10 protein-coding genes are annotated in these 12,528 nt (G+C 72.0%); 3 read left to right on the top strand and 7 right to left on the bottom strand.

Annotation, left to right across the window (positions count from 1 at the left end; translation table 11 throughout):
- Positions 1–239 precede the first annotated feature (239 nt).
- The 7 genes from hpaD to ACQ393_RS05830 form a co-directional block, all read right to left on the bottom strand.
- Positions 240–1,382 carry a 3,4-dihydroxyphenylacetate 2,3-dioxygenase gene (hpaD, locus tag ACQ393_RS05800; protein WP_430645880.1) on the bottom strand — a complete coding sequence of 381 codons (1,143 nt, stop codon included), beginning with the start codon at positions 1,380–1,382 and terminating at the stop codon, positions 240–242.
- Positions 1,383–1,454: 72 nt separating this feature from the next.
- The gene (gene hpaE / locus ACQ393_RS05805; RefSeq protein WP_430645881.1) at positions 1,455–2,948 is read right to left on the bottom strand and encodes a 5-carboxymethyl-2-hydroxymuconate semialdehyde dehydrogenase; all 1,494 of its coding nucleotides are present in this window, start codon (positions 2,946–2,948) and stop codon (positions 1,455–1,457) included.
- 80 nt (positions 2,949–3,028) lie between these two features.
- Complete coding sequence (locus ACQ393_RS05810) at positions 3,029–3,718, bottom strand: GntR family transcriptional regulator (RefSeq protein WP_430645882.1); 690 nt, start codon at positions 3,716–3,718, stop codon at positions 3,029–3,031.
- Positions 3,715–5,289 carry a fumarylacetoacetate hydrolase family protein gene (locus tag ACQ393_RS05815; RefSeq protein ID WP_430645883.1) on the bottom strand — a complete coding sequence of 525 codons (1,575 nt, stop codon included), beginning with the start codon at positions 5,287–5,289 and terminating at the stop codon, positions 3,715–3,717. Before ACQ393_RS05815 ends, ACQ393_RS05810 begins: the two co-directional genes overlap by 4 nt.
- 77 nt (positions 5,290–5,366) lie before the next feature.
- Positions 5,367–6,257 (bottom strand): HpcH/HpaI aldolase family protein, encoded by an 891-nt coding sequence (locus ACQ393_RS05820; protein WP_430645884.1) that lies wholly within the window; start codon positions 6,255–6,257, stop codon positions 5,367–5,369.
- A complete protein-coding gene (gene hpaH / locus ACQ393_RS05825; protein WP_430645885.1) occupies positions 6,242–7,027 on the bottom strand; it encodes a 2-oxo-hept-4-ene-1,7-dioate hydratase in 786 nt (261 codons plus the stop codon). The genes ACQ393_RS05820 and hpaH overlap by 16 nt, the downstream gene beginning before the upstream one ends.
- 261 nt (positions 7,028–7,288) lie before the next feature.
- The gene (locus tag ACQ393_RS05830) at positions 7,289–8,944 is read right to left on the bottom strand and encodes a thiamine pyrophosphate-binding protein (protein WP_430645886.1); all 1,656 of its coding nucleotides are present in this window, start codon (positions 8,942–8,944) and stop codon (positions 7,289–7,291) included.
- A gap of 217 nt (positions 8,945–9,161) precedes the next feature.
- On the opposite strand from ACQ393_RS05830, the gene ACQ393_RS05835 reads away from it, so the two are divergent.
- From ACQ393_RS05835 to ACQ393_RS05845, 3 genes are all read left to right on the top strand, one after another.
- A complete protein-coding gene (locus ACQ393_RS05835) occupies positions 9,162–9,464 on the top strand; it encodes a hypothetical protein (protein WP_430645887.1) in 303 nt (100 codons plus the stop codon).
- A gap of 200 nt (positions 9,465–9,664) precedes the next feature.
- A complete protein-coding gene (locus ACQ393_RS05840; RefSeq protein WP_430645888.1) occupies positions 9,665–11,188 on the top strand; it encodes a glyceraldehyde-3-phosphate dehydrogenase in 1,524 nt (507 codons plus the stop codon).
- A 90-nt stretch (positions 11,189–11,278) separates the two neighbouring features.
- Positions 11,279–12,454 carry a thiolase family protein gene (locus ACQ393_RS05845; RefSeq protein ID WP_430645889.1) on the top strand — a complete coding sequence of 392 codons (1,176 nt, stop codon included), beginning with the start codon at positions 11,279–11,281 and terminating at the stop codon, positions 12,452–12,454.
- Positions 12,455–12,528 lie beyond the last annotated feature (74 nt).

The raw sequence follows: 12,528 nt of genomic DNA on the forward strand, positions 1-12,528 counted from the left end.
GGAAGTGCCTTTCTGATCGGCGATGACGCCGTGCATGCACGGCGTTCGGGAACGTGGGCCCCGGGAGGCAGGTGCCTCCCGGGGGTCGGTCCCCCCGGTGTGATCGCCCGCGTAGCGGTCGTTCCCTGGTCCGCGATCACGGGTCCAGCATCCCGCGGCGGTCGCCGGGTCGTCCAGCCATTCCGGCGGAGGCGGGAATCCGCTATTGTTCGCGCGCCTGAGCGGGTTCGGCCTGGCCCTCAGAGCGTGTTGCCGAGCTTGAAGCCCTTCTCCTCGTCGCCCATGCGGGTGTACGAGAAGCCGTCCGCGCCGATGGTCACGGCCATCTCCGAGTCGTCGGTGCGTGCGACGACGGGCTTCGGGTTGCCGTCGAGGTCGAGCACGAGCGACGCCTCGGTGTACCACGACGGCACCACGGGGTTGCCCCACCAGTCGCGGCGCTGGTTGTCGTGCACGTCCCACGTGACGACGGGGTTGTCGGGGTCGCCGGTGTAGTAGTCCTGCGTGTAGATCTCGACGCGGTGGCCGTCGGGGTCGCGCAGGTAGAGGTAGAACGCGTTCGAGACGCCGTGACGGCCGGGGCCGCGCTCGATCGCGTCCGACATGCGCAGCGCGCCCAGCTTGTCGCAGATGGCGAGGATGTTGTGCTTCTCGTGCGTCGAGAACGCGACGTGGTGCATGCGGGGGCCGTCGCCGCCGGTCATGGCGGTGTCGTGCACGGTGGGCTTGCGGCGCATCCACGCCGCGTAGACCGTGCCGGCCTCGTCCTGGATGTCCTCCGTCACGCGGAACCCGAGGTCCTGCATGAAGCCGACCGCGCGCGGCACGTCGGGCGTGACCTGGTTGAAGTGGTCGAGGCGCACGAGCGCGCCGGGCGTGTAGAGGTCGTAGCGCCACGCGAGGCGCTCGACGTGCTCGACGTCGTGGAAGAACTCGTACGGGAAGCCGAGCGGGTCCTCGACGCGCACCGACTCGCCGATGCCCTTCGTCCAGCCCTCCGTGCGGCGCTCGACGCGGCATCCGAGCTCGGTGTAGAAGGCGACCGCCTTGTCGAGGTCTTCGGGGGTGCGCACGCGGTAGCTGAACGCGGCGACCGCCGCGACCGGACCCGTGCGGAGCACGAGGTTGTGGTGGATGAACTCCTCGAGCGAACGGAGGTAGACGGTCTCGTCGTCCTCCTCGGTCACGGTGAGGCCGAGCACCTCGACGTAGAAGTTCCGGCTCGCCGCGAGGTCGGTGACGACGAGTTCCATGTACGCGCAGCGCAGGATGTCGGGCGCCGGAGCCGTCGGGGTCGGGATCGGGTTCTCGCTCCGGATCGGCGCCTCCTGGGAGACGTAGAAGCCGGAGGAGGTGAGGGTCATGTCGTCGCGGTTGGTCATGTCAGCGTCCTTGCTTTCGATGGTGGGGATCTCGATACGGCGCTGCGCGCCGACTCGATCAGCGGTGGGAGTTCAGCCCTTGCCGAACGTGGGGTTGTGGACGGCCCCGAGGGTGATGTGCACCGCCTGCTGGTCGGTGTAGAAGTCGATCGAGCGGTAGCCGCCCTCATGGCCGAGGCCTGAGGCCTTCACGCCGCCGAACGGGGTGCGGAGGTCGCGCACGTTGTTCGAGTTCAGCCAGACCATGCCGGCCTCGACCGCCTGCGAGAAGTTGTGCGCCCGCTTGAGGTCGTTCGTCCAGATGTACGCGGCGAGGCCGTACTTCACGCCGTTGGCGAGCTCGAGCGCCTCCTCGTCGCTGTCGAATGGCGTGATCGCGACGACCGGGCCGAAGATCTCCTCCTGGAAGATGCGGGCGTCCTTGGCGACATCCGCGAACACCGTCGGGGCGACGTAGTTTCCGTTCGGCAGGCCCTCGGGGCGGCCGCCACCGGCGACGAGGCGACCCTCGCCCTTGCCGATCTCCACGTAGCTCATGACCTTGTCGTAGTGCTCGGGGTGCACGAGCGCGCCGACCTCGGTCTTCGGGTCGTGCGGGTCGCCGACGACGACGCGCTTCGCCTGCGCGGCGTACTTCTCGACGAACTCGTCGTAGACCGAGCGCTCGACGAGGATGCGGCTGCCCGCCGTGCAGCGCTCGCCGTTCAGCGAGAACACGCCGAAGATCGTCGCGTCGACCGCGGCGTCGAGGTCGGCGTCGGCGAACACGACGGCCGGGCTCTTGCCGCCGAGCTCCATCGAGAGGCCCTTGAGGAACGGTGCGGCGTTGCCGAAGATGATCTGCCCGGTCCGGCTCTCGCCCGTGAACGAGATGAGCGGCACATCCGGATGCTTCACCAGCGCGTCGCCCGCCTCCTCGCCGAGCCCGTTGACGAGGTTGAACACGCCCTGCGGCAGGCCGGCCTCCTCGAAGATCTCGGCCCACAGCGACGCGGAGAGCGGGGTGAACTCGGCCGGCTTCAGCACCACGGTGTTGCCGGTGGCGATCGCGGGGGCGAGCTTCCACGACTCGAGCATGAACGGCGTGTTCCACGGCGTGATGAGGCCGGCGACGCCGATCGGCTTGCGGTTGACGTAGTTCACCTGGCGACCGGGCACCTTGTAGGTGTCGTCGGCCTGCGCGACGATCAGGTCGGCGAAGAAGCGGAAGTTCTCGGCCGCGCGTCGCGCCTGGCCGAGCGCCTGCGTGATCGGCAGCCCGGTGTCGAAGGTCTCGAGCTCCGCAAGGCGCGCGTCGCGCGACTCGACGAGGTCGGCGATCCGGTGCAGCACGCGCGAGCGCTCGCGCGGCAGCATCCGCGGCCACGGGCCCTCGGTGAACGCGCGGCGCGCGGCGACGACGGCGAGATCGATGTCAGCCTGCTGGCCGGCAGCGGCCTGCACGTACGTCTCGTTCGACACGGGGTCGAGCACGTCGAACGTCTCGCCGCCGACCGAGTCGACGAATTCGCCGTCGATGTAGTGGCGGATGCGGTCGGGCAGGCCCTCGGGGATGTAGTGGGTCATGCTGGTGGATCCTCTCGGAGTGGTGCTGGGCGGGCGGCGTGCGTCGATGGGCGCCGCGGGATGGTCGGTGAGTGGCGGGGTCAGGTGGCGACGGCCTCCGTCGCCGGAGCGCCCGCCGGCCGGTGGTCGGCCTGGTAGGCGAGCACCGCGTCGAGCGTCGCGGTGCGGTGCCGTCGGGCGGCGAGTTCGATCTCGAGCGCGTCGGCGCCCTGCTCGATGAGGTCGATGATGCGCTCGTGCTCCTCGACGGAGGCGCGGGCACGGCCCGGGACGAAGCTGAACGACGAGTCGCGGAGCACGCGCATCCGATTCCAGCCGCGGTGCACGAGATCGAGCACGTGCGGGTTCGGGCACCCCTCGAAGAGCACCGCATGGAACTCGAGGTTGAGCTCGGTGAACCGGTGCGGCTCGAAGTCCTCGAGCGTGCGGCGCATCTCGGCGTTGATCGCCCTGGCCCGGCCGAGTTGCTCGGGTGAGAGGTACGGCGCGGTGAGCGACGTCGCGAAGCCCTCGACGAGCGCGAGCGTCTCCATCGTGTGCAGGTACTCGGTCTCCTTGATGAGCGCGACCTGCGCGCCGACGTTCTTCTGGAACGTCACGAGTCCCTCGGCCTCGAGGCGCCGGATGGCCTCGCGCACGGGCACCACGGACACGTCGAGTTCGCCGGCGATCTGCGCGAGCACGAGCCGGTAGCCCGGCACGTAGCGGCCGTCGTCGATGCGCTCCCGGATGAAGCGGTACGCCTGCTGCGACTTGCTCTCGACGCTCATCGCGACTCCTCGGCGCGGCCTTCGACGGCGCCGGATGCCGCGGCATCCCGCTCGCGCTCGTAGCGCGCGCGCCACGCGCGGTCCATGGGGAACAGCCCGTCGACCGGCTCGCCCTCGGCCACGCGCTCGGCGACCCACGCGTCGGCGGCGTCCTGTTCGGCGGCCTCGGCCGCGACCTCGGCGACGAGGTGCGGCGGGATCACGATGACACCGTCGCCGTCGCCCACGATCACGTCGCCGGGCTGCACGGCGGCACCGCCGCACGCGATCGTCACGTCGGTCTCCCACGGCACGTGGCGCCGGCCGAGCACGCTCGGGTGCGGGCCCTGCGAGAAGACGGGGATGCCGATCTCGGCGACCGCGTCGAAGTCGCGCACGCCGCCGTCGGTCACGATCCCCGCGGCGCCGCGCACCTTCGCCCGGAGGGCGAGCACGTCGCCGACCGTGCCGGTGCCGCGCTCGCCGCGGGCGTCGACCACGAGCACCTCGCCCGCGCCGACCGAGTCGAATGCGCGCTTCTGGGCGTTGTAGCCGCCGCCGTGCACGGCGAAGAGGTCGGGCCGGGCGGGGATGAAGCGGAGCGTCCGGGCGCGGCCGACGACGCGGTCGCCCGGGTGGTTCGCGAAGACGCCCTCGATGAACACGTCGTGGTAGCCGCGCTTGCGGAGGGCGACCGAGAGCGTTGCGACGGCGACGGACGAGAGCTGGGCGCGCAGCGCGTCGGTGAGCTCGAACGCGGGCTCGGCGGCATCCGTCGCCTCGGCGGCGGCGGCGTCGTCGGCGTCGGCCGCGGCATCGGCGTCGAGCGGCGTCGCCCGGGCGGCCGCGACCGCCGCGGCGTGGGCAGCCTCAGACCCCCAGGCCTCGACGCGCTGCAGGTCGTCGACGGCGGGCTTCGAGCCGTAGTCGCCGAACGCGACCTCGCCCTGCGCCACGGTCGTGACGAGGCGACCGGTCGTCGGTGCGCCCGGCGCGCGCGGCGCATCGACCTCGACCTCGACGACATCGCCGGGGACGACGACCGACGAGCCGGCGGGGGTGCCCGTGAGGATCACGTCGCCCGTCTCGAGGGTGAAGTGCTGCGAGAGGTCGGCGACGAGCCGACCGAAGTCGAAGAGGAGCGTGTCCGACGTGTCCTCCTGGACGAGTTCGCCGTTCACCCACGTACGCACACGCCAGTCGCCCTGGCCGATTCCCTCGGTCGGGATCGCGACGGGGCCGAGCGGCGTGAAACCGTCGCCGCCCTTGGAGCGGACGTTCGAGCCCTTGTCGGCGGCGCGCAGGTCGTAGAGGCCGAAGTCGTTCGCGGCCGTGACGGCGGCGACGTGGGACCAGCCGTCGGCGGGGGAGACGCGGCGGGCCGGCTCGCCGATGATGAGCGCGATCTCGCCCTCGAATGCGAGCAACTCGGTGCCGGCGGGGCGTTCGACGGTGCCGCCGGTGTCGCCCAGGGAACTCTGCGGCTTGAGGAAGTAGCTCGGCTGCGCCGGCGTGCGACCGCGCTGCGCCGCGCGCGACGGGTAGTTGAGGTGCACGGCGATGATCTTGCCGGGCTTCGAGATGGCGGTCATGGACTCCCTCGTCTTCCGATATCTGAAATCATATACGATCTGGCGATGCCTGGCAAGGGGGCGGATGCCGCGGCCGCTCAGTAGCTCTGACGCTCGCCGGTTCCGGTGCTCGTGCCGGTCGCTGACGACCCGCCGCCCCCTCCGGCGGCTCCGTCGGACCTGCCGCCCGAGGCATCCGCCGCCCCGTCGGCGCCGATGAAACGATCGGCAAGGGCCTCGGACGCGCGCGCGAGCAGCGCGACATCCGCTCCGACCGCGACGAACGACGCGCCCGCGTCGAGGTAGCGCTCGGCGTCGGCCGCGACGAACGCGTTCACGCCGACCGGGATGCCCGCCCTGACGCCCGCGCGGATCGACGTGAGCACCGCCTCGACGACCTCGTGGTGCGACTGCTGGCCGAGGTGACCCATCGACGCGGCGAGGTCGGCCGGGCCGACGAAGAGCCCGTCGACCCCGGGCGTCACGGCGATGGCGTCGACCGCCGCGACCGCCGCGGCGGACTCGATCTGCACGAAGAGGCTGATCGTCGACGAGGCATCCGCCAGGTAGTCCTCGACGCGGTTCCAGCGCGAGGCGCGCGCGAGCGACGAGCCCACCCCGCGGACGCCGCCCGTGGGGTAGCGCACCCCGCGGACGATCTCGGCGGCCTGCTCGGCCGAGTCGACCATCGGCACGAGCAGGTTCTGCACGCCGAGGTCGAGGAACTGCTTGATGACGACCGTGTCGCCGTAGGGCACGCGCACCACCGGGGCGACGGGGTAGGCCGCGACGGCCTGCAGCTGCGCGAGGATCGACTCGAGACCGTTGGGGGAGTGCTCGCCGTCGATGAGCACCCAGTCGAGGCCGCTGCCCGCGGCGATCTCGGCGACGAGCGGGCTGCCCGAGCACACCCACATGCCGACCTGCGGTCGGTCGGCCTCGTCGATGCGCGCGGCGAAGGTCGGCGGCAGGGTCAGGCGAATCGGCACGAGATGCTCCCGAGGTCGTGGTAGTCGGCGTGGACCGTGTCGCCGCGCTCGACCCACATGGGCCGCGTGAAGCTGCCGGCGAGGATGATCTCGCCGGCGCCGAGCGACTGCCCGTGCGCGGCGAGCTTGTCCGCGAGCCAGGCGACGCCCATGGCGGGGTGGCCGAGCACCGCGCCGGCGACGCCCGACTCCTCGATGGTCTCGTTGCGCGAGAGGAGCGCGCCCACCCAGCGGAGGTCGACGTCGTCCACCTTCACTGGGCGCCCGCCGACGACCATCGCGCCCATCGCGGCGTTGTCGCTGATGGTGTCGACGATCGTGCGGCCCTCGAGCGCGATGTGCGAGTTCAGCACCTCGAGCGCGGGCACGACGTACTCGGTCGCGCGCAGCACGTCGAAGATCGTCGTGTCAGGGCCCTCCAGCGGGGCACCGAGCACGAACGCGAGCTCGACCTCGATGCGCACGTTCGAGAAGCGGTCGAACTCGATCACCGAACCCGACTCGTAGACCATGTCGTCGAAGATCACGCCGTAGTCGGGCTCGGTGATGCCCGTGGCGACCTGCATGACCTTCGAGGTGAGGCCGATCTTCCGGCCGACGAGCCTGGCGCCCGCCGACCTCCGCCGCTCGGCCCACTCGCGCTGCACTGCGTACGCATCCTCGACGGTCATGCCGGGATTGCGCGCGGTCAGGAGGGGGACGGTCGTGCGGTCGCGGTCGGCGGCGAAGAGCTCGTCGGCGATCTCCCGGATGCGAGACGGGTCTGGCACGTGATCTCCACTTCGTCGTGAGCGTTCGCGTCGATCGTATCGAACCGCGAGTCGCATTTAATATCTCAGATCATATATGATCTGCGGTACGCTCGACCGGTAGATTCCGGCGGCACTCCCGCCGCCGGCGTGGACCTCGGTGGCGTTCTACATCGCTGGCGTCATGCTCGTCGCCTTCGCGGCGATCCTGCTGCTGCGCGACCGCACCGACATCCCGCTCGGGCCCGAGCACGAGGCATCCGTCATCTGCGCGGGGGAGCGTCAGGAGTTCACGCGGATGATCTCGTGCTGGTACGGCGCCACGATCCGGTCCGAGACCCGGCAGTCGAGGAGCAGGAAGCGCCGCTCGGCGACGGGCTCGGCCGCCCAGGCTTCGAGCCGGTCGAGGTCGGCGAGCTCGCGGACGACGACGCCCTCGGCGCCGACGGCCGTCGCGAGGCCCGCGAAGTCGACCTCCGGGATCCGCATCGGCGGCTCGGCGAGGCCCTTGCGGCCGTACAGGTGCACCTCGGCGCCGTAGGCGGTGTCGTTCCAGACCACGGCGATGCCGCGGCCGCCCGCGGTGCGGACGGCGGTCTCCAGGTCGGCGATCGCCATCAGGCCGCCGCCGTCGCCGGTCGTGAGCACGATCGCCGCGTCGGGCTTCGCCGTCGCGGCGCCGGGCACGCTCGGGAAGCCGAGCCCGATCGACTGGAACGCGGTGCCGATCATCATCATGCGGTCGGGTGACGCCACGGGCCAGTACATGTTCGCCCAGCCGATGAAGTGGCCGCCGTCGGAGACGACGACGCGGTCCTCCGGCAGGAGTTCCGCGAGGCGCGCGGCCACCGAGCGGGGGTCGAGGCGGCCGTCCTCGGGCACGATGCCGACGCCCGGATCGTGCGCGCGGAGCGGCGCGAGGTCGATCGACTCGCGCCATCCGGAGGTCTCGGCGCCGAGCGCGCCGAGCTCCTCGACGAGCGCACGGGCGACGAGCGCCGCGTCGCCCCTCACGTAGGCGCCGACGTGCGGGTGCGTCGCGGCCGGCGCGACGTCGACCTGCGCGACGTGCGTGCCCGGCGCGAACAGGTCGCCGAAGCGCATCGTGAACTGGTTGAGCGAGGCGCCGAAGACCACGGCGACGTCGGCCTCGCGGATGAGTTCCATCGCGCCCTCGGCGCCGAAGCCGCCCGTCACGCCGAGGTCGTAGCGCGCGTCGGGGAAGACGCCTCGCCCGAGCGCGGTCGATGCGGTGACCGCTCCGGTCGCCGCCGCGAGCTCGCCGAGGGCCTCGCCGGCGCCCGCGAGCCAGGCGCCGCGGCCCGCGATCAGCACCGGGCGGCTCGCACCGGCGAGCGCGCGGGCGAGCGAGGCGATCGCGCCCGCGGCGAACTCGCCGCGGGGAGCGAGCGGACCGGGCAGGGTCGGCGCAGCGGTCTCCGGCACGGGCCCGGCCTCGAGTGCGGCGACGTCGTAGGGGATCGCGAGCACGGTCGGCACCCGGTACGCCAGGGCGTGCTCGATGGCGATGACGGTCGTGGCCGCGGCATCCGCTCGGCCCACGGTGTAGGTGCGGGCGCCGACGCCCGACGCGAGCGCGATCTGGTCGACGCCCCACGGGCGCGGGCCCGAGGTCGGCTCGTCGCCGACGACGAGGACGAGCGGCACGTGCGCCTGCACCGCCTCGGCGAGGGCGGTCAGCGTGTTCGTGAACCCGGCCCCGTACGTCGCGGTCGCCGCGGCGAGCCGGTTCGAGGCGCGGAAGTGCGCGTCTGCCGCGACCACGCCGCCGACCTCGTGGCGGACCGGGGTGAACGCGGCATCCGTCTCGCGCTCGAGCGCATCGAGGAACCAGGCGTTGCCGTTGCCCATGACGCCGAAGACGTGGTCGACGTGGGCGGCGAGCGTGCGGGCGACGTGCGCGGAGACGGTGGGCATGGCGGAGCCTTTCGAGACGGGACGGATGCGGGATTTCCGTATGTGTCTCGCGGGGCCGGCCGGACCGGCCAGACGCTTCGCGCCCATTTTTCGAGCGCCGGTGCCGGTGCGGAGCGTGCGATCCGCGGCGCCTGGACCCTCGCAGTCTATGCGAGCGGGCGGAGCCGCCCGAGCCTCGTGGCGTCATGAGCCGCCGCGGTGGGGGAGGATGGCACGCGTGAAGACCATCCAGCTGCGCCGGTACACGCTCGTCGACGGGGAATACGACGCCTTCGTGGCGTGGTGGAACGAGTGGATGCCGCGCGTGCGGCCCGCCGCCGGGTTCGCGATCGAGTTCGCCTACGGCATCCGCGAGACCAACGAGTTCGTGTGGGCGGTCAGCGCGCCCGGCGATGCCGACGCCTTCCGGGCACTCGAGGCCGCCTACCTCGCCTCGGAGAGGCGCGCCGCCGCCTTCGACGGCGTGCCGCAGCGCGTCGCGGTCTACGACATCGCCCTCGTCGACGACGTCTTCGCCTGAGCGGCAGAGCGGATGCCACGGCTCGCCGCCGCGGCATCCGTCGCCGCCGTCACCGGACGTCGTGTACAGCGCCCTCGCAGCAGCGCGCTGGTTATGATCTGAGCATCCCCTTGGACAACCCCCGTGGTCGACGCTGCCCACCCGTGAGCGCGACCCGAACCAGGCCGACGAGGTCCCACCCGCGGCTGGAAGGAAGAGTCGTGAGCCACGAGTTCGACGCCCGCCGTGAGGATTGGATCGCCCGAGAGGAGCTCGCCGAGCGCATGATCCCGCTGATCGGCGGGTTGTACCGCCGGCACGGGGTCGTCACCTCGATCCACGGCCGGCGGCTCATCAACCGCTCCGCCGTCGAGTTGCTCAAGGCGCACCGCTTCGCACGCCAGGCCGGCGATGTCGAGCTCGACCTCGCCGACACCATGCGCGTGCTCGAGGCCCTCACCGAGATCGCCCCCGGCCCGGCCTCGATCGACGTGGCCCGCCTCGTCTCCCGCTTCCACGCGGCGCCCGAGGGCACCGACCTCGTGGACTTCCTCCGGTCCGAGCTCGCGCCCGTGCTCGTCGACGCGGCGGCCGACGCCGACGCCGCGGAGACGGCGGCATCCGGCACCGACGTCGTGCTCTACGGCTTCGGCCGCATCGGGCGCCTGCTCGCCCGCATCCTCATCGCGCACGCCGGGGGCGGCCAGGGCCTGCGCCTGCGCGCGATCGTCGTGCGCAAGGGCGCCGAGAACGACCTGCAGAAGCGCGCGAGTCTGCTCCGCCGCGACTCGGTGCACGGCCCCTTCCAGGGCACGATCACGGTCGACGAGGAGGCGAACACGATCCTCGCGAACGGGACGCTGATCCAGGTCATCTACTCCGACGACCCGGGCACGATCGACTACACCGCCTACGGCATCTCCGACGCGATCGTCGTCGACAACACGGGCCGCTGGCGCGACGAGGCGGGCCTCAGCCGTCACCTCGAGTCGACGGGCGTCGCGCGCGTGCTCCTCACAGCGCCGGGCAAGGGCGCGATCAAGAACATCGTGCACGGCATCAACCACGGCGACATCGAGCCGGGCGACCGCATCCTCTCGGCCGCCTCGTGCACGACGAACGCGATCACCCCGGTGCTCGCCGCGATCGAGGACGCCTACGGCATCGTGCGCGGCCACGTCGAGACCGTGCACTCGTTCACGAACGACCAGAACCTGATCGACAACTTCCACAAGGGCGACCGCCGCGGCCGCTCGGCGGTGCTCAACATGGTCATCGCCGAGACCGGCGCCGCGAAGGCCGTCTCGAAGGCGCTGCCCGCGCTCGAGGGCAAGCTCACCGGCTCGGCGATCCGCGTGCCCACGCCCGACGTGAGCCTCGCCATCCTGAACCTGCAGCTCGAGCGCCCGACCGACAAGGCGACGCTGAACGCGTACCTCCGCAAGGTCTCGCTCACCTCGCCGCTGCGCCAGCAGGTCGACTACATCGAGTCGGCCGAGGTCGTCTCGACCGACTTCGTCGGCAGCCACCGCGCGGGCATCGTCGACGGCCTCGCGACCATCGCCGACGGCACCGACGTCGTGCTCTACGTCTGGTACGACAACGAGTACGGCTACTCGTGCCAGGTCGTCCGCGTCATCGAGGCCATGGCGGGCACCCACCCGGTCGTGCTGCCCGAGCGCGAGCCCGTGCGCATCGAGCAGGTCGCCGCGGCGGCCGTGCCCGAGGTCGCCGAGGTCGGCTGAGCGGATGCCGCGGGGCGGGCGCCGCACGGCGGCGACCCGCTCCCAGGCCGGCCGGGCCGTGCCGCTCTCGCCCGGCCGTAGGCTGATGGCATGAGCAGCGAAGCCGTCATCGTCGACGTCGTCCGCACCCCCGTGGGGCGCGGCAAGCCCGGGGGCATGCTGAGCGAGGTCCATCCCGTGGACCTCCTGGCCGGCGTGCTCACCGCGATCGTCGACCGGAACGACCTCGACCCGGCCCTCATCGACGACGTCATCGGCGGGTGCGTCAGCCAGATCGGCGAGCAGTCGTACAACGTCACGCGGAACGCCGTGCTCGCCGCCGGCTTCCCCGAGCACGTTCCGGGGACGACGATCGACCGGCAGTGCGGCTCGAGCCAGCAGGCGGCGACGTTCGCCGCGCAGGCGATCCTCGCCGGGCAGGCCGACATCGTGATCGCGTGCGGCGTCGAGTCCATGAGCCGGGTGCCGCTCGGCTCGAGTGCGGCCGGCGCCGAGCCGTACGGCCTGCGGCTGAAGGCCAGGTACCCCGAGGGGCTCGTGAACCAGGGCGTGTCGGCCGAGCTCATCGCGGCGAAATGGGGCTTCTCGCGCGCCGACCTCGACGCGTTCGCGGCACGTTCGCACGAGCTCGCCGCCGCCGCGGGGGAGTCCGGCGCCTTCGCGACCGAGGTCGTGCCCGTCGCGGGCGTGGACAGGCTGGTCGACGAGACGGTCCGTCCCGGCACGACGGTCGAATCGCTCGCGGGACTGAATGCGGCCTTCCGCACCGACGCGCTCGCCGAGCGCTTCCCCGACCTCGACTGGCGCATCACGCCGGGCAACTCGTCGCCCCTCACCGACGGCGCATCCGCGGCGCTCATCATGAGCGCCGACGCTGCCGAGAAGCTCGGCCTCACGCCGCGCGCTCGCTTCCGGGCGTTCTCGGTCGTCGGCAGCGACCCGCTGTACATGCTCACGGGCGTCATCCCGGCGACCGCCAAGGTGCTCGAGCGCGCCGGCCTGGCGCACGACGACATCGACGCGTACGAGGTGAACGAGGCGTTCGCGTCGGTGCCGCTCGCCTGGCTCGCCGAGACCGGCGCGGAGCCGGGCAAGCTCAACCCGCGCGGCGGCGCCATCGCCCTCGGCCACGCGCTCGGCTCGTCGGGAACGCGCCTGCTCACGACGCTCGTCAACCAGCTCGAGTCCACCGGCGGCCGCTACGGCCTCCAGACGATGTGCGAGGGCGGCGGCATGGCCAACGCCTACATCGTCGAACGCCTCTGACCCCCTCGCGTGTGATACACCTCTCGCCGACTGATACAGGTCCACCGGCATCACTCGGCGCGAGGTGTATCACT

Source organism: Agromyces sp. GXS1127 (genome assembly GCF_050565425.1).
Classification (GTDB): Bacteria; Actinomycetota; Actinomycetes; order Actinomycetales; family Microbacteriaceae; genus Agromyces.